Annotated in this window: 19 protein-coding genes and 1 tRNA gene; 13 read left to right on the plus strand and 7 right to left on the minus strand. The window is 71.9% G+C overall.

Features of this window, described 5'->3' with window-relative positions:
* Positions 1–46 precede the first annotated feature (46 nt).
* Together BMZ47_RS21225 and BMZ47_RS21230 are read left to right on the plus strand one after the other, a co-directional pair.
* On the plus strand, positions 47–2,983 hold the full coding sequence (locus BMZ47_RS21225) for a bifunctional [glutamine synthetase] adenylyltransferase/[glutamine synthetase]-adenylyl-L-tyrosine phosphorylase (protein WP_091864097.1): 2,937 nt from the start codon (positions 47–49) through the stop codon (positions 2,981–2,983).
* Between the two features lie 127 nt (positions 2,984–3,110).
* Positions 3,111–3,995, plus strand: coding sequence for a 3'(2'),5'-bisphosphate nucleotidase CysQ family protein (locus BMZ47_RS21230; protein WP_091864098.1), 885 nt, complete (start codon positions 3,111–3,113; stop codon positions 3,993–3,995).
* Here the strand turns inward: BMZ47_RS21230 and BMZ47_RS21235 are convergent.
* A complete protein-coding gene (locus BMZ47_RS21235) occupies positions 3,976–4,449 on the minus strand; it encodes a YHS domain-containing (seleno)protein (RefSeq protein WP_244536898.1) in 474 nt (157 codons plus the stop codon). The two genes, BMZ47_RS21230 and BMZ47_RS21235, sit on opposite strands and share 20 nt — an antisense overlap.
* Before the next feature lie 345 nt (positions 4,450–4,794).
* Here BMZ47_RS21235 and BMZ47_RS21240 point away from each other — a divergent pair, with 345 nt between their 5' ends.
* The 11 genes from BMZ47_RS21240 to BMZ47_RS21290 all read left to right on the plus strand — a co-directional run bounded on the left by BMZ47_RS21240 (position 4,795) and on the right by BMZ47_RS21290 (position 11,770).
* The gene (locus BMZ47_RS21240) at positions 4,795–5,415 is read left to right on the plus strand and encodes a DUF1134 domain-containing protein (RefSeq protein WP_007567251.1); all 621 of its coding nucleotides are present in this window, start codon (positions 4,795–4,797) and stop codon (positions 5,413–5,415) included.
* Positions 5,416–5,524: 109 nt separating this feature from the next.
* Positions 5,525–6,214, plus strand: a complete 690-nt coding sequence (locus BMZ47_RS21245; protein ID WP_091864100.1) for a hypothetical protein — start codon at positions 5,525–5,527, stop codon at positions 6,212–6,214.
* Between the two features lie 127 nt (positions 6,215–6,341).
* The gene (locus BMZ47_RS21250; protein WP_007567254.1) at positions 6,342–6,644 is read left to right on the plus strand and encodes a hypothetical protein; all 303 of its coding nucleotides are present in this window, start codon (positions 6,342–6,344) and stop codon (positions 6,642–6,644) included.
* A 146-nt stretch (positions 6,645–6,790) separates the two neighbouring features.
* Positions 6,791–7,132 (plus strand): lipoprotein, encoded by a 342-nt coding sequence (locus tag BMZ47_RS21255; RefSeq protein WP_007567256.1) that lies wholly within the window; start codon positions 6,791–6,793, stop codon positions 7,130–7,132.
* A gap of 133 nt (positions 7,133–7,265) precedes the next feature.
* Entirely contained in the window at positions 7,266–8,534 is a 1,269-nt protein-coding gene (lysA, locus tag BMZ47_RS21260) for a diaminopimelate decarboxylase (protein WP_007567258.1), read from the plus strand.
* Positions 8,535–8,566: 32 nt separating this feature from the next.
* On the plus strand, positions 8,567–9,376 hold the full coding sequence (locus BMZ47_RS21265; protein WP_091864151.1) for a glycosyltransferase family 2 protein: 810 nt from the start codon (positions 8,567–8,569) through the stop codon (positions 9,374–9,376).
* Positions 9,377–9,388: 12 nt separating this feature from the next.
* Positions 9,389–9,480: transfer RNA gene (locus tag BMZ47_RS21270), tRNA-Ser, on the plus strand.
* A gap of 505 nt (positions 9,481–9,985) precedes the next feature.
* Entirely contained in the window at positions 9,986–10,246 is a 261-nt protein-coding gene (locus BMZ47_RS21275; RefSeq protein WP_007567262.1) for a hypothetical protein, read from the plus strand.
* 343 nt (positions 10,247–10,589) lie between these two features.
* Complete coding sequence (locus tag BMZ47_RS21280) at positions 10,590–10,907, plus strand: GCG_CRPN prefix-to-repeats domain-containing protein (RefSeq protein WP_007567265.1); 318 nt, start codon at positions 10,590–10,592, stop codon at positions 10,905–10,907.
* A gap of 85 nt (positions 10,908–10,992) precedes the next feature.
* Positions 10,993–11,184: a DUF3606 domain-containing protein gene (locus BMZ47_RS21285; protein ID WP_007567267.1), complete on the plus strand. Its 192-nt coding sequence runs from the start codon at positions 10,993–10,995 to the stop codon at positions 11,182–11,184.
* A 262-nt stretch (positions 11,185–11,446) separates the two neighbouring features.
* On the plus strand, positions 11,447–11,770 hold the full coding sequence (locus tag BMZ47_RS21290) for a hypothetical protein (protein WP_007567268.1): 324 nt from the start codon (positions 11,447–11,449) through the stop codon (positions 11,768–11,770).
* A gap of 125 nt (positions 11,771–11,895) precedes the next feature.
* Here the strand turns inward: BMZ47_RS21290 and BMZ47_RS21295 are convergent, their stop codons facing one another.
* The 6 genes from BMZ47_RS21295 to BMZ47_RS21320 form a co-directional block, all read right to left on the minus strand.
* Positions 11,896–12,147: a hypothetical protein gene (locus BMZ47_RS21295; RefSeq protein ID WP_091864101.1), complete on the minus strand. Its 252-nt coding sequence runs from the start codon at positions 12,145–12,147 to the stop codon at positions 11,896–11,898.
* A gap of 29 nt (positions 12,148–12,176) precedes the next feature.
* Positions 12,177–12,338 (minus strand): YqaE/Pmp3 family membrane protein, encoded by a 162-nt coding sequence (locus BMZ47_RS21300; RefSeq protein WP_205836114.1) that lies wholly within the window; start codon positions 12,336–12,338, stop codon positions 12,177–12,179.
* 174 nt (positions 12,339–12,512) lie between these two features.
* The gene (locus BMZ47_RS21305) at positions 12,513–12,740 is read right to left on the minus strand and encodes a hypothetical protein (RefSeq protein ID WP_091864102.1); all 228 of its coding nucleotides are present in this window, start codon (positions 12,738–12,740) and stop codon (positions 12,513–12,515) included.
* 59 nt (positions 12,741–12,799) lie between these two features.
* Positions 12,800–13,087 (minus strand): hypothetical protein, encoded by a 288-nt coding sequence (locus BMZ47_RS21310; protein WP_091864103.1) that lies wholly within the window; start codon positions 13,085–13,087, stop codon positions 12,800–12,802.
* Positions 13,088–13,298: 211 nt separating this feature from the next.
* Positions 13,299–13,652: a hypothetical protein gene (locus BMZ47_RS21315; protein WP_342029072.1), complete on the minus strand. Its 354-nt coding sequence runs from the start codon at positions 13,650–13,652 to the stop codon at positions 13,299–13,301.
* 154 nt (positions 13,653–13,806) lie between these two features.
* Positions 13,807–14,067 (minus strand): hypothetical protein, encoded by a 261-nt coding sequence (locus BMZ47_RS21320; protein ID WP_091864104.1) that lies wholly within the window; start codon positions 14,065–14,067, stop codon positions 13,807–13,809.
* Between the last annotated feature and the right edge of the window lie 119 nt (positions 14,068–14,186).

Genomic DNA, 14,186 nt, shown 5'->3' on the forward strand with positions numbered 1-14,186 from the left:
GGCCCCCGGCATCCCCACGCAGCCAACCACGCTGAGGCGGCACCCCATGCAGCCCGAACCCCCATTGTCCGAGAGCCTGCGGCCCAGCCTGCAACCCGCCGACCCCGATGCGGCCGGCGCGCGCCTCGCCGAGATCGAGCCGGCCTTCCCGGCCGGTTTCCTCACCCCGGCCTGCCGCACCCTGCTGCTCGGGCTGGCCGACCATTCGCCGTTCCTCTGGCAGGCCGTCACCCGCGCGCCGGAGCGCCTCGTCGCGCTGATGGGACAGCCGCCGGAGGCCGCCAGCCGGGCGATCATCGCGCGGCAGCGCGCCGTCGGGGGCGCCTGCGGCGAGAATCCCGACCTCGCGGAGGTCGCCCGCCGACTCCGCCGCAACCGGGAGGAGCATGCCCTCCTGGTGGCGCTGGCCGATCTCGGCGGCTGCTGGGATCTCGACGCAGTCGTCCAGGCCCTGTCCGCCTTCGCCGACGCGTCGGTGAGCGCGGCCACCGACGCGCTGCTCCGGCAAGGCATGGCGGCCGGACGGTTCCGAGCGCAGGACCCGGAGGCGCCGCAGGTCGGCTCCGGGCTGGTCGTCCTGGCGCTCGGCAAGCATGGCGGGGCCGAGCTGAACTATTCCAGCGACATCGACCTCATCGTCTTCTACGAGGCCGAGCGCGCCGCGGCCGCCACCGGCGGGGACCCCAAGGCGTTCTTCGTCAAGCTGGCGCAGGGCCTGGTGAAGCTCCTGTCCGAGCGCACCGCCGACGGCTACGTCCACCGCATCGACTACCGGCTGCGCCCGGATCCGGGCTCCACGGCGGTGGCGCTCTCCACCGGCTTCGCCTTCGACTACTACCAGACGCTGGGCCAGAACTGGGAGCGCGCCGCCTTCATCAAGGCCCGGCCGATCGCCGGCGACATCCCGGCCGGCGCGGCGTTCCTGGCCGATCTGGCGCCGTTCATCTGGCGCCGGCACTTCGACTTCGCCGCCATCGCCGAGATCCACGCGATGAAGCGGCAGATCCACATGGTCCGCGGCCACGACACGATCACGGTGGCCGGCCACGACATCAAGATCGGCCGCGGCGGCATCCGGGAGATCGAGTTCTTCGTCCAGACCCAGCAGCTCGTGTTCGGCGGCCGCAAGCCCGCCTTGCGGGGGCGCCGGACCGTCGAGATGCTGGGCCGTCTCGTCGAGGAGGGCTGGATCGACGCCCAGGCGCGCGACGAGCTCACGGCGGCCTACGGGTTCCTGCGCACCCTCGAGCACCGGATCCAGATGATCCGCGACGAGCAGACCCAGCGGCTGCCGACCGGGGATGCGGCGCTCGACGCGCTGGCGCGGTTCGCGGGGTTCGACACGCGGGGGGATTTCGAGACGGCGCTGCTGCACCATGCCGGCCGCGTCCAGGCGCACTATGCCCTGCTGTTCGAGACCGCGCCGGGGGACGGCGCCCCGGAGGACAGCCTCGTCTTCGGCGAGAGCGAGCCCGACCCCGCCACCCTGGAGGCCCTGGCGGCGTTCGGGTTCCGCGATCCCCGGCTCGCCTGGGAGACCGTGCAGGGCTGGCATGTCGGCCGCCGTCCGGCGCTCCAGACCGGCCGGGCGCGGGAGATCCTGGCCGAGCTGCTGCCGAGCCTCCTGCGGGCGCTCGGCGGGACCGCCGATCCGGACGCGGCCTTGCTCACCCTCGACCGGGCCTTCGCCCGGATGCCCGCGGTGGCGGAGCTCCTGGCCATCCTGCGCTCGCACGAGCGCCTGCGCCTCCTGTTCGCCGACATCCTGGGGACCTCGCCCCATCTCGCCGACACGGTCAGCCTCAGCCCCCACGTCCTCGACACGTTGCTCGACCCCGATTTCGTGGCGCCGGCGCCGGGCCCCGATCAGGTGCGCGACCAGTACCGGGCGCTGGTCGGGCAGCCGGCGAGCCACGAGGAGTTTCTGGATCGCTGCCGGGACGCCACCCGGCAGATGGCCTTCGTCACCGGCGCGCGGCTCCTGTCCGGCCTGATCACGCCGCATCAGGCCGGGGAGGCCTATTCGGCCCTCGCGGAGGCCACGGTCGCGCTGAACCTCGAAGCGGAGCAGCGGCGGTTCGCCCAGGACCACGGCGCCGTGCCCAAGGGCCGGTGCTGCGTCCTGGCCCTCGGGCGGCTCGGATCCCGGCAGCTCAGCGCGGTCTCCGACCTCGATCTGGTCTTCCTGTACGATTTCGATCCGGACGACCGGATGACCGACGGCCCGCGCCCGCTCGACGCGGTCGTGGCCTATAACCGCCTGGCGCAGCGCCTCTACGCGGCGCTCACCACCGCGACGCGCCGCGGACGGCTCTACGCGGTCGACCTGCGCCTGCGGCCCTACGGCAGCCACAGCCCGCCCGCCGTGCAGCTCAACGGCTTCGTCACGTATCAGCGCGAGGCGGCCGAGCCCTGGGAGCACATGGCCCTCACCCGGGCCCGGGTGGTGGCGGGCGATCCCGCGCTCGGGGCGGCGGTCATGGCGGCGATCGCCGAGACCGTCGGGCAGCCGCGCGATCCCGCGCAGGTCTGTGCCTCGGCCGGAGAGATGCGCAGGCTCGTCGCCGAGGAGCGCGGCCATGCCGGTCCCTACGACCTCAAGCTCGCCCCCGGCGGCCTGTTCGACCTCGACTTCCTGGCCCAATCCATCGTGCTGAGCGCCCCGCGGATCCAGACCGACGGCATCGGCCTCTCAGGCGAGACGGTGCTCCGGCTGGCCGGAGAGCGCGGTATCCTGGCCGCCGCCATCGCCGAGCCCCTGGCCGAGACCTACGCGTTCCTCGACGCGGTCTACCAGTGGCAGCGGCTGGTGATGGCCGATCCCGGCTCCACCCCCTCGGACAGCGCAGCTCGGCAGATCGCCAAGGCGGTGGGCCTGCCGGATGCCCGCAGCCTCGCGGCCGAACTGCATCGCCACCGCCGCCGGACCTGCGCGCTGCTCGCCCGGATCAAGCGGACGGTGATCGGGGCATCGACGCGGTAGCGGGCGTCGGACCCGGCTCCACGCGGCAGGCCGTCCGCGATCGAGCCCCCGCAACGGAACCGGTCCCCGGCCCGACATGTCGACAAGCCCGACCCGCTCGGGCATGCAGGCGGGTATGGGAGGCGACATGATAAGCGCGGCGATGTTTTCGGGGCCTGAGCGCGAGCGGATCGCCGCGGCGCTCGCCGAGATCGCCTGCGCCGCCGGAGAGGTGCTGCGCCGCTATCATCGCGGTCCCTGCCCGCACGCCCTGAAGGCGGACGGCTCGCCGTCGAGCGCCGCCGATATCGAGGCCGAGGCGCTGATCGTCGCCGCGCTCGCCGCGCGCTTTCCCGGCATTGCCGTCATCGCCGAGGAGAGCGCCGCAGCCGACGAACTGGCGGCGCGGCCGTCGCAGCACTTCTTCCTGGTCGATCCCCTGGACGGCACCCGCGACTTCCTGGCCGGGACGCCGGATTACTCGGTCAACATCGCCCTGGTGGCGGGCGACCGGCCGGTGGCGGCCGCGCTCGTGGCCCCGGGCCTGGGCCGGGCCTGGTGGGCGGGCGATGCCACCGTCGAGGCTTCCGTGATCGAGGGGCACCCGGGCGCGGGCCGGCCGGTGCGGGCCCGCCCGGCGCCGCCGAGCGGCCTCGTGGCCCTGGGGAGCCGGCGGCACGGCGACCCCGAGACCGCCCTCTGCCTCGCCGCCCTGCCCGTGTCGGAAACCCGCCGATCCGGCTCGGCGCTCAAGTTCGGATTGATCGCCGCCGGCGAGGCGGATGTCTACATCCGCTGCGGACCGACCATGGAATGGGACACGGCGGCCGGCGACCATATCCTGGCGGCGGCCGGGGGCTGCGTCGTGATCCCGGGCGGCGGCCCGATCCTGTACGGGCGCTACCGCGCCGGCTACCGCAACGGGCCGTTCGCGGCCCTGGGCGATCCAGAGCTGGCCGCCGGCCTCGCTCTGCCCGCCCCCCGCGGAACCGGCGGCGGGCCGGAGCAGCCTCTCACCGCGGCGCATCGCTGAACGGCACATCCAGCTGGTCCTGCAAGCCGGGCCAGGCCGCCTCCGCCTGCCGGACCAGCTCGGGGTCCGCCAGGAACCGGGCGCGCCGCGCGGCATCCCGGAACAGGTAGAGGCGCTCGTCGATCACCGCGAAGACCAGGGGGTCGGCATCGACCAGGCGGCCGTCCAGGATCCCGGCGGCGTCGAAGCCACCGAGCCGCGGGGCATAGACCTCCGGGTTGCCCTGAAAGGCGGCGCGGTCGGCGCCGCTGGCGAAGCGCCAGACCCGGCCGCCCCAGGACAGCTCGAACCGCGCGGCGCCGGCCCGCGGGCCCTCCTTCAGGAAGTAGCTGACCGGGTCGAAGCCCTTCAGCGCCAGCAGCTCGATCGTGGTCACGCCCGGCTCGGCCGCCGGCACGCCGGCCGCCATCAGGATCGCGGCAAGCGCCAAGGCGGGGCCCATGACAGCACGCAAGCGCGATCGCGGCGCGAGATGGCGCCGGGTCCTGTCACGCCGCGCCCGCGTCGGGGCCGGGGCGGCGTCAGGGCGCGTTAACCACATCTTGCGGTTTCCCTCAGAAGCTGGTCCGACATAGCGGTCCGCGCCGTCCCGGATGGCGGGTCCGTCCTCAGGCCGATCCCGGTCGCAGGTGCGGCCGAGGCCGGCCCTTTGGCGCGGCGGCAGGGATCCACCGCGGAACCGTAAGAGCATCGTCCCGAAAGCAGGACACCGGCTTTCGGAAAAAGACGATGCGGAGTCAAAGACCGACGGCATCGGCCCGGATCCGATGCGGTCGTCGAACCGGGTGAGGAGGCAACGATGACGGCACGAGACGAGCGCGGCACCCACCGCCGCCACCTGCTCCGCGCGGGCCTCGGCCTGGCGCTCGGCACGCCGCTGGCGGGCCTCGCCGGGGTCGGCGCTGCGCTGGCGCGCGGCGAGGACACGGACACGCCCGAGACATTCCGCCCCGGCGAGATCGTCGAATCGGGCCACCGCTTCTTCGGCTCGGTCTCGCGCGGCCTGGCGCTCACCGTCGAGGAGGCGGGGCGGCGCTGGGGCGAGCCGAACGGCTACATCCTCGGGCAGGAGGGCGGAGGCGCGGTGGTGGCCGGCGTCCGCTACGGCGAGGGCACGCTCTACACCCGCAATGCCGGCCAGCGGCGCGTCTATTGGCAGGGGCCGTCGCTCGGCTTCGACGTCGGCGGCGACGGCGCGCGCACCATGATGCTGGTCTACAACCTGCCGAACGTGCGCGAGCTGTTCCGGCGCTTCGGCGGGGTCGACGGCTCGGCCTATCTGGTCGGCGGCTTCGGCATGACCGCGGTGGTGAGCGACCGCATCATCGTGGTGCCGATCCGCAGCGGCGTCGGCGCACGGCTCGGCATCAATGTCGGCTATCTCAAGTTCACCCGGGAGGCGACCTGGAACCCGTTCTAATTGATGAGCGTAGCTTGATTTCGCCCTGGCGACCGACCTGGGTTAGACTGACACTGGGCCGGGCTTTCCGGCCGCATGCGCGGGCTGCTCCCTCGTGATCGAAACGGTGATGATTTTCGCGCTGGGCTTCCTGGCGGCGAGCCTGTGCGGCCTCCTGCTGCTCCCGGCGCTCAACGCGCGCGCGGCCCGTCTGGCGCGGCGACGTGCGGAGGCGCGGCTGCCGCTGTCGCCGGCCGAGATCGCCGCGGAGCGGGATTTCCTGCGCGCGCAATTCGCCGTGCAGCAGCGCCGTCTGGAGCGTCGGGTCGAGACTGTGCAGGCCAAGCGCCACGCCGACCTCGCCGCGATCGGCGCCGGTGCCATGCGGGCTGCGGCCCTGGCCCGCGACGTCGCCGCGCGGGATGCCGAGATCGCGCAGGCCCAGGCCAAGACCCGTGAGCTCGAAGCGGAACTGAGCAGCGCCCGCGAGGACGGCACCGCGAGCTTCGCCACGTTGCGCGCCCTCGAGGAGGCGCATGCCGACCTGCTCGACAGCCTTCTGGCGATTCGGCAGGGCCGCGGCGCCGACCGGCCCCAAGCTGAGGATTCCAACGCTTTGGCGGCCGAGCGCGACGATCTGCGCGCCAGCCTGAAGGCCGCCGAGGAGGCCCTGGCCCAGAACCTGGCGGATCGCCAGGGCGGCGTCGAGCGCGAGAACGCCGACCTGCGCCGGCGGATCACCGAGGTGGCCGACGCCCTGACCGGCCAGGACCGGATGCCCCGGGCGGCATTCCCGGCTCCGCAACCCGAGCGCGTCTGACCGGGCTGCCAGGACGGATCCTCACCGAGAAACGTTCGTCGGTTGCCTTGTTTCGACCATGCAAAGGCATCATCGCAACCGGGACTTATCCCGACATTCCTGACTCCGAGAGATGGTACGTATCCCCATGCGCCTGAAGCCAATCCTTCTCGCCGTCGCGGCGGCCGCCGCCCTGACGCTCCCGGCTGCGGCGCAGCAGTCGAAGCGCGGCAACGAGACCCTGAAGAAGTACTGCACCGGCGACTACCTGACCTATTGCGGCAACCTCGCCCCCGACGATCCGGCCACCGACGCCTGCTTCCAGAAGAACTGGAAGAAGCTCAGCGAGAATTGCCGTCGGGCGATCGACGCCTACGAGGCGCAGCAGCAGCAGGACGCCCCCGGCAAGGGCAAGCAGGGCGCGCAGGGCACCCGCGAGCAGCGCGGCTGAGGCGCGCAGCCTCGCGGCCGGACCTGGTGAAGCGAGGCCGGGAGGCGTGTGGCGGCTGCGCGCTCGCGCACGCGCCCGGCAACCGCTAAGGTGAGGCTCCCCGCCGGCCTCGAGCGCCGGCGCCGAGCCCGCCGGACCCTCGCGCGATGTTGTCGTCTCCCGCCCTGAAGCTCCTGGCCGCGTCCGGCCTCGTCGCCGTCGCGGTCTCCGCCTGCGGACGCCGCGGCTCCCTCGAGCCGCCTCAGACCTCGGCCCCGGCCGCGCAGACATCGACCGACTCGGTCAACGGCCGCCGGACCCTGCCGGTCTCCGTCGGGCTGGGCGGCGGCGCCGCCGAGCCGACGCCCGCCGGCGTGCAGGCCGGCGACGAAGTCGCCATCGCGGCGATTCCCCCGGGCGGCACGGGCGCCCCGGTCGAGACCAGCCGCGGCGCCAAGCGCGGCTATCGGATCCCCAAGGAGCCTTTCATTCTCGATCCGCTGCTGTAGACGGCGGGGGCCGGAGCATCGCTCCGCGCCTGCGCCGTTCCGCGCCCCTCCGCGATGGGCGCCCGACAGCGGGCGGCCGGGATGTTTCACGGGAAACACCCGCGCTCCGGCGCGCAGGAGAGACACGGCCGAGATGCACCATTTCCACTATCGCGACGGCCGCCTGCAGGCCGAGGACGTCGACCTGACGGGCCTCGCCGCGGAGGTCGGCACGCCGTTCTACTGCTACAGCACCGCCACCCTGGAGCGGCATTACCGGGTATTCGCCGAGGCCTTCGCGGGCGACGACGCGCTGGTCTGCTTCGCCATGAAGGCGAACGCGAATCAGGCCGTGCTGCGGACGCTCGCGGCCCAGGGCGCCGGTATGGACATCGTCTCGGGCGGCGAGCTGCACCGGGCACTCGCGGCCGGGGTCGATCCCGCCAAGATCGTCTTCTCCGGCGTCGGCAAGACCCGGGACGAGATGGTCGCCGCGCTCCGGGCCGGCATCTTCTGCTTCAACGTCGAGAGCGAGCCGGAACTGGCCCAGCTCTCCGAGACGGCGACCGGCCTTGGCCTGACGGCACCGGTCTCGGTGCGGGTCAACCCGGACGTGGATGCCGGCACCCACGCCAAGATCTCCACGGGCAAGTACGAGAACAAGTTCGGCATCCCGATCACCCGGGCCCCGGAGGTCTACGCCGCGGCCGCCGCCCTGCCGGGGATCGCGGTCCACGGCGTCGACATGCATATCGGCAGCCAGATCACCGACCTGGCGCCCTTCGCCAGCGCCGCCCGGCTCCTCGCCGACCTCGCCCGGCAGCTCCTGGCCGCGGGCCATCCCCTGCAGCACATCGATTTCGGCGGCGGCCTCGGCATCCCGTACCGGGACGACAACGCCCCGCCGCCCGACCCCGCCGCCCTGGCCGCGACCCTGCGGCCGCATTTCGCGCCGCTGGGCCTGCGCCCGGTCTTCGAGATCGGCCGGATGATCTGCGGCAATGCCGGAATCCTGGTGACCCGGGTGCTGTACGTGAAGCATTCGGAGGGCCGAACCTTCGTGATCGTCGACGCCGCGATGAACGACCTGATCCGCCCGACCCTGTACGAGGCGTATCACGGCCTGCGCCCGGTGGCCGAGCCGGGGCCGGACACGCCCCGGATGGTCGCCGACGTGGTCGGCCCGGTCTGCGAGAGCGGCGACTACCTCGCCCTCAACCGCGAGATGCCGGCGGTGAAGGCCGGCGACCTGATCGCCGTGATGAGCGCGGGCGCCTACGGGGCGGTCCAGGCCTGCACCTACAACACCCGCCCCCTGGTGCCGGAGGTGCTGGTGCGGGGCGACCGGGCGGCTGTGGTGCGCCCGCGGGTGGGTGTCGCGGATCTCATCGCCCTCGACCGGGTGCCGGACTGGCTGGCGTGACCGACGCGGCGATGGACGCCCCGGCGAGCGACGTGGCGCCGCTGCCCCTGTCGATCTTCATCATCGCCCGGAACGAGGCCGATCGGATCGGCGCGACGATCCGGGCGGTGCGCGACCTGACCGACGACCTCGTGGTGGTCGATTCCGGCTCCACGGACGGTACCCAGGCGCTCGCGGCCTCCCTCGGCGCCCGGGTGATCCACAATCCCTGGCCGGGCTACGGCCCGCAGAAGCGCTTCGCCGAGGAGCAGTGCCGGCACGTCTGGCTCCTGAACCTCGACGCCGACGAGGTCGTCCCAACCGCGCTCGCCGCCGAGATCCGCGCCCTGTTCGCCGCCGGCGAGCCGAGCCGGCCGGCCTGGCGGATCGGCATCGCCGAGGTGTTTCCCGGCGAGGGCCGGCCCCATCCCTGGGCCTACACGCTCACGCCGGTGCGGCTCTATCGCAAGGACCGGGGCCGCTACGCCCCCTCCCCGGTCCACGACCGGGTCGCCCTGGAGCCTGGGGTGAAGCCCGGCCGCCTCCGGGGGGTGATCCACCATTTCTCGGTGCGCTCCCTGGGCGACCAGCTCGACAAGCTCAACCGCTATTCCGACCAGCAGGCCGACGACCTCGAGGCCCGGGGCGTGGTGATTCCGACCTGGCGGGTCTTCGTCGAGCTGCCGGGCAATTTCCTCAAGGCCTATCTCGGCCGACGCCACGTCCTGCGCGGCACCTACGGCTTCCTGACGGCCATGAACTACGCCATGTCGCGGCATCTGCGCATCGCCAAGCACTACGAACGCCGCCGCCGCACAACGACCAGCCCGGATCGGGTTGACCCGCCCGATCCGACCTTCTAGAGCCAGAGCGCCGGAGACGTGGCCGAGCGGCTGAAGGCACTCGTTTGCTAAATGAGCATACCCCGAAAGGGGTATCGAGGGTTCGAATCCCTCCGTCTCCGCCAACTGGCTGTAGGCCGCCGAAATCGGCCGTCACTCCCAACTGCTTTCGCTGAACGGCACTCCCTTTGTCTGGGATGGTCGGCGCGCGGCTTGCAAGCTGCGCGTGCGGGCTGTGGCACGGGGACACCGAAAGCGGCCCTGTCCGCACCGGCGACGGAGCAGGACGGGCCTCATACTGCACCGATAGAGCGCGGACTGTGCCAGCGGGAGGGCCACGGGGCTCTGCGGCGCTGTTTCCATACACGAAGCTCGAGAGAGCCGCCTCTGGCGCAATTGAAGCCCCAACTTCGTGGCCCCGATTAAAGCCGATCCCCGCGATCGGCCCAGTCCACCCGCAGGAGCATGGGATGCCTGCGCAGACGTACGCAAATGCCGCCCGGCTTTAATCCGTCCCGCCGCGTGCGGGGCGGCACGGCGCGATGGCGTCGGGGACCCCATCTTGGTCTCGTACAAGAAGAAACCGGCCGGATTGACCGGCTTGTAGTTTGTAGGAGCTCAGTTTTATCCATGAAGACCCGTATCGCTGCCGCCGTCACCGCTTTTGTCCTTGGCGTCGCTCCGATCTCGTCGGCCATGGCCTCAGATGGTGCGCGCTGGACCGGCCTCGCACCCTATGACGTCGAGACCACCGGAGCGCTGGGGCTCGGCGTCCACGACGCGCCCATCTACGACCGCTGCCCGATGAGCTCGGCGGCGGAGGGCAATGCCGACCAGCAGACCCGCCCGGTGAAACAATACGGTCAGACCACCGGCGGCTATCGCTGCTGATCCGGCAGGCGACGCGTGCCCATGGCTCTCAAGGCCCTCTCCTACGCGATGATCGGCGTCTTCGTCGGCGGTCTCCTGATGACCCTGTTCGGTTCGGCGAGCATGCTGCTGGGCCTGTAGCCGAGCGGCCCGGGCTGTCGCGCGGACCGATCTGATCGACCTGCGGCGGGGTGCGAGCCCCGCCGCTTTTTCATGGGCTGCCGAAACCACAGCACGATCGTGCCGCGTCACGTTCACCATCAGGTTGATGAACGGCCGAGCCGGAAGGGGTTCAGGGCCGGGGTTGCATCCTCCTGGCATCCGGTCCGGCCAGCGCGGGCCGACGGTTTCAGGAGTTGGTGTCATGATGCGCTTCAAGACGCTCGGGATGGCCGCGATCCTCGCCGCGGGGCTCGGCACCGCCACGGCGGCGAACGCGGCTCCGTTCGGCTACGGCCCCCTCGGCGGCACCGGGCTGATCGAGCGGGTGGCCGGCGGCTGCGGCCCGGGCTTTCACCCGAATCCGTGGGGCCATTGCCGGCCCAACGATCGCGGCTGGGGCTATGGCGGTCCCCGCGGCCCCTATGGCGGCCGCCCGGGTTACGGATACGGATATGGCGGCGGCTACGAGCGCGGCCCCGGGGGCTACGACGGCCCGCGCCGCTTCTACGGCGGCTGGTAGCCGGCATCGGGCATCGCGCGGCGGGGCCCGACATCGCCTTCTGAACCGGCCGGGCTCCCGGACGGTTCTCCCGCCGGAGGTTCCCATGTCCGATCTGTCCCAAGAGCCCAAGCGCGTGAATGTCGAGGATCCGAGTTCGGCCGCCTACTGGGCCCGGCGCCTCCAGGTGCCGGTCGAGGACGTGACCGCGGCCGTGCATGCGGTCGGTGATGAGCCGGCCGCCGTCGCGGCCCATCTCGACCGGCCGTGGCCCTACGACGGCAGCGGCATCGTCTAGCGCCGGCCCGCGCCGGCACCGAGCCGGCTTCCGGCGCGGCGGTGAACGCTTCGGACCGATGCCCCGCTCGTCGCGACCGTGCGAGCGGGGCACCGATCCGATCGTGTCGCAAGCACAACCCGGGGGCGCATCGACGCAGAATTATTACCTCAAAAGTAGTAATACTGTTCGAATGGCCCAGCTGATACGCAGTCTTTGCAGCTGGGTGCGCCGCAATAAGTGAGACATGCTCAGGCACGGGCGACGTGCAGGGCGTGATGTGATGATCGATGAATTCCCGGAGGACCAAGTCGGCAGTCCCGAGCCGGGCTCCGAACTGGCGCAGGAAGCCAACGGCGTCGCCTTTCTACTCGCCAGCGCGGCCTACCTGGCCCTCGCGGACGCTTATCTGCGTCGAGAGGGGCCACCCGGCCTGACGGTGATGGACGAGATCGAGGACAGGATCGAGGAGGCGCTCCAGAGCTTCGTCGCGGAGACCGCCTACCACGATGCGCGCCCCGACATCCTGGCGCACGCGACCGCCAAGATCCGCGCCCTGCTCGAGGCCGGACGCTCCATGTCGCCCGGCCCCGGATCGCTCCAGTGAAGCGTGCGGCAACCGGGTGCCGCATCGATCGGCTTCCGGGACGGCGCGCCACCTGACCCGGGAAGGGCACGGCGCGGGCGACAATGGCCCGGCCTTAAGGGCGGCTGGCGCCCCCTCGACGGATGCTACGGACGGGAGGCGGGCGCCTGGGGTGCCGGCTTCGGCTCGCCCGGTGCCTGCGGGGCCGGATCCTGGGGGAGTGGCTGGGTCTGCTGCGGCGCCGGGGCGGGTGCGGTCTGGTCGGTCTGCAGGGACTGGTTCGCCTTGGTCTGGATCTGGTCGGCGGTCTGCTGGCTGATGACGCCGTAGGACACGGCAGCCGCGAGGGCGACCGCGATGATCGCCCCGATGATCGTCTTCGTGAGCTTGGGCGGCATGGGGGCCCTCCTCTTGCGTGGCGATCGTGTCAGGCGGCTTCCCTGCGCGTGACGACCAGGGCCCAGATCGTCGCCGGGATCCAGCCGATGATCGTCAGGTGCAGGATGATGCAGAGGATGCCCTGGAAAATCTTACCCCGCAGGAACATGGCGAGCCATGGCGCGAGGAAGCAGATGAGGATCATGATCATGGTTGGAACGGCTCCTTGCCCCTGACATAGGCGGCCGGTCCCGTTCAGCTAGACCTTGGCGGACGGGCCCGCGACGCAGCCGGTCGGGCCGGGCCGTCCCGATATCGGGCACGCCCGGATCGCGACGTGGAAGCGCGCCGGGGCGGTCGGCGCCGGTCACCGACCAGGGGTCACCTACCAGGCATGGACGAGGTGGCCGCCGGCCAGAACGAGGACCGCCAGGGTCACGAGCGAGATCAGAACCTTCCGGCCCGCCTCCGCCGCGCGCCCCGCCGCGCGCGAGGGCCTGCGTCGGCCGTCCGGCGTCCTGAGGATGTGGATCTTCGGATCGGAGAGGTGCTGTGTCAGGCTCTCGGGCAGCGCGCGCTTCGATGCGCCAGACTTCGACCGAATCCTGCGCATTCGAGATCCCCAACCAAAACCGCTTCGCACCGGCCCCTCGTCCACGAGGCGGCGGGCCGCTATCCGAGGGTGACCGCACCGTCGACCGGGTTCACCGCGACAACGCGCGGCCCGCGGATATCGGGATCCCGCTGCTCCCACGCCGACAAGGCCGCGTTGGCGGCCTCGACGATCGCGCCCGGCGCGCCTCTGCCGATCTGGGGACGGATCGCCTCGACGAGCCGCGCCAGGATCGTCTGCTCCTCGAGCGGATGGGCGGGCATCGTCGCGCGCTGGCAGAAGGCGGCATAGACGTTCTCGGCGATCACACGGGCGACGCGATCGGCGTCCGGTGTATCCTGTGCCATCCATCCGTCTCCTGAGAGCGTGTTGCCGTCGGCGCCTGTTCTAGAGCGCGCGGTGCCGAAGGGGAGACCGGGTCGTCCCCAGCGGGGGCGCGACAGCGACGAGCGGCATGACGGATCGCGATCGGCGTCCGTCCAACTCACCGCCCTCACCCCGCGGCGCCTGTCGGCCCGGGGGCGGCGGATCGGCCCGGACGCCGTCGAGGCGGCCCGCTCAATCGTCGTCGAGATCGGCCGGCGAGCCGGGCGGCAGGGGGCCGTCGTCGATGACGCCGCGATCGCCATCGTTGAAGGGCGGCCCGTCGAAGCCGACGACGCCGTCGGGATTGTCCGGCGTCACGTTCGGATCGACCCGGCGGATGCCGTCGCGGCCCAGGCGCCGGTCGATCCGGTCCATCCGCTGGAGGTCGCGCTCGACCGGGACGTCCCGGGGATCCTGGGCCAGCGCCTCCGGCGAGACTGCAAGAGCCATCAAGGCGCCGAAAGCCAGGAGCCGCATGTCGGAGAGCCCTTCGTTCTGAGGTGCCCGGCAGGAAGCGTCGCCGATCGCCGGGCCGGGATCGGCCACGGCCCGTCGTCAGCGACTGTGCCGGCAATCGCTCGGCGGATCAACGCTAAGTGGTAGGCACACCCGGATCTCGTTCGGGATCCGAATCTTCCGAACTTGGGCGCCCCAACGTGCCGCCGTCTCTGATCCGACGATGAGGCTCCGTAGCCGGCTGTCAATCGACCGGGCAGCCCTCGGCCCGCTCCCGCCGGCGGCGCTCGGCGTTCTGCTGGGCCTGCTCCTGCCAGCTCTCCTCGGGCGGCGTCATCTCGGTCCGGCTGGTTGCGAGACCCAGGGCTGTCGAACCGCGCGCTCCCGCCGGCAGCGACCCCGTCGTGCGCGGGTCGTCGCAACCCAGGCGGGGCTCATCGCTCTCGGCCAGGGCCGGGGTCGCGCACACGATCAGGGTCGCGACGGTCGCCAGGAATCTGTTCATGCGTGCGGTCACAGGCTGCCGTCAAAATATCCGTTGGCGGCGGGCGGAGCGTCGGATCGCGGACACCGGCCTGGCGTATGGCGAAACGCTTAACGAAAAAGAGCCCGCCGCAGCTGGTG

This window comes from Methylobacterium brachiatum, from assembly GCF_900113845.1.
In the GTDB taxonomy this organism is placed as follows: Bacteria; Pseudomonadota; Alphaproteobacteria; order Rhizobiales; family Beijerinckiaceae; genus Methylobacterium; species Methylobacterium brachiatum.

Excerpts from the sequence above, each read along its gene's own strand:
- BMZ47_RS21225 (WP_091864097.1), top strand. The coding sequence starts at position 47 with ATGCAGCCCGAACCCCCATTGTCCGAGAGCCTGCGGCCCAGCCTGCAA.
- BMZ47_RS21230 (WP_091864098.1), top strand. The coding sequence starts at position 3,111 with ATGATAAGCGCGGCGATGTTTTCGGGGCCTGAGCGCGAGCGGATCGCC.
- BMZ47_RS21240 (WP_007567251.1), top strand. The coding sequence starts at position 4,795 with ATGACGGCACGAGACGAGCGCGGCACCCACCGCCGCCACCTGCTCCGC.
- BMZ47_RS21245 (WP_091864100.1), top strand. The coding sequence starts at position 5,525 with ATGATTTTCGCGCTGGGCTTCCTGGCGGCGAGCCTGTGCGGCCTCCTG.
- BMZ47_RS21250 (WP_007567254.1), top strand. The coding sequence starts at position 6,342 with ATGCGCCTGAAGCCAATCCTTCTCGCCGTCGCGGCGGCCGCCGCCCTG.
- BMZ47_RS21255 (WP_007567256.1), top strand. The coding sequence starts at position 6,791 with ATGTTGTCGTCTCCCGCCCTGAAGCTCCTGGCCGCGTCCGGCCTCGTC.
- lysA (WP_007567258.1), top strand. The coding sequence starts at position 7,266 with ATGCACCATTTCCACTATCGCGACGGCCGCCTGCAGGCCGAGGACGTC.
- BMZ47_RS21275 (WP_007567262.1), top strand. The coding sequence starts at position 9,986 with ATGAAGACCCGTATCGCTGCCGCCGTCACCGCTTTTGTCCTTGGCGTC.
- BMZ47_RS21280 (WP_007567265.1), top strand. The coding sequence starts at position 10,590 with ATGATGCGCTTCAAGACGCTCGGGATGGCCGCGATCCTCGCCGCGGGG.
- BMZ47_RS21285 (WP_007567267.1), top strand. The coding sequence starts at position 10,993 with ATGTCCGATCTGTCCCAAGAGCCCAAGCGCGTGAATGTCGAGGATCCG.
- BMZ47_RS21290 (WP_007567268.1), top strand. The coding sequence starts at position 11,447 with ATGATCGATGAATTCCCGGAGGACCAAGTCGGCAGTCCCGAGCCGGGC.
- BMZ47_RS21295 (WP_091864101.1), bottom strand. The coding sequence starts at position 12,147 with ATGCCGCCCAAGCTCACGAAGACGATCATCGGGGCGATCATCGCGGTC.
- BMZ47_RS21300 (WP_205836114.1), bottom strand. The coding sequence starts at position 12,338 with ATGATCATGATCCTCATCTGCTTCCTCGCGCCATGGCTCGCCATGTTC.
- BMZ47_RS21305 (WP_091864102.1), bottom strand. The coding sequence starts at position 12,740 with ATGCGCAGGATTCGGTCGAAGTCTGGCGCATCGAAGCGCGCGCTGCCC.
- BMZ47_RS21310 (WP_091864103.1), bottom strand. The coding sequence starts at position 13,087 with ATGGCACAGGATACACCGGACGCCGATCGCGTCGCCCGTGTGATCGCC.
- BMZ47_RS21320 (WP_091864104.1), bottom strand. The coding sequence starts at position 14,067 with ATGAACAGATTCCTGGCGACCGTCGCGACCCTGATCGTGTGCGCGACC.